This is a genomic window from Methylobacterium sp. WL8 (assembly GCF_008040045.1).
Lineage (GTDB): Bacteria > Pseudomonadota > Alphaproteobacteria > Rhizobiales > Beijerinckiaceae > Methylobacterium > Methylobacterium cerastii.
Window position 1 is genome coordinate 1 of sequence record NZ_VRVF01000194.1, and the last position, 980, is coordinate 980.

The window sequence follows — 980 nt, forward strand, 5'->3', positions numbered from 1 at the left end:
TCACACGCCTTCCGTCCCTCGCTGGGGTCGACGGTCTGCCCAAATCCCCATAGCTCTGCGCCCGCCATCCCGCGGGTTCGTTCTTCCACGACTTTCGTACGCCTCGCGGCGCCCGAAACTCTTCAGGGTTCGCGACGTTCCGCTTTCCGGCCAAAGAGACCAGAAAGCGGACATCTGTTGTTGGGGCGGCAGACAAGAGCTGCCACCTTGTTACCCGAATATGCAGCGCGCACTATCGCGAAGGGGTGGTCGACCTCGGCGAAAAGGTACTCCGACTGGCGCGAAAGCTTGGAGACCGCGCTGAGCGCCTGAGTGGCCGCCGCGCCAAACGGGATCGTGGAGAACGTGAGAAGGAACCGACCGCAGATCTACAGCAAGGGTATCACTGACCAAGGCGTGCCGTTCCAGAAACGGCATACGCTACGTATTGCAACCCCGGAACGCAAACTTAAGAATTATATTCTACCTGGAGTTGCAGAATCGTAGCTGTTTTCGCTCTGCTCGAGAGATAGGCGGCCATCTCTATGGCGATTGATCCAAACAATTTGTCCGCGACCGCGACGCTGACATTCTCCGAAGAGTTCGACGCCTTCGAAACTTGGAATGGCACGACAGGTCTCGACACAATCGGAGCACCGCAATGGTCGACGAAGATCCGCGCGACCGGAACACTGCCGTATAACGACGAGTCGCAATACTATGTGGCGGGCCCCGACGGAGCAGCGGCCGCAGGGAACACTTTGCCGAACCCGTTCCACGTGGCCGACGGTGCGCTAACGATTGCGGCCGCGCCAGCCGACCCGAGCATCCAGGGATCGTTGGAGGGACAGACCTACACGTCCGGGATGATCACCACCTATCACGAGTTCAGCCAGACCTACGGCTACTTCGAAATGCGGGCAGAACTCCCGGCCGGTCATGGCCTATGGCCGGCATTCTGGATGCTGCCGGAGGACGGGAGCTGGCCGCCGGAACTCGAC

The 980-nt window shown here is 60.2% G+C and carries 1 protein-coding gene; it reads left to right on the forward strand.

Annotated features, from left to right (window positions below; genetic code table 11):
- Positions 1-524: 524 nt before the first annotated feature.
- The coding region (locus tag FV234_RS25865; RefSeq protein WP_147832448.1) for a glycoside hydrolase family 16 protein at positions 525-980 on the forward strand (456 nt) is incomplete at its 3' end.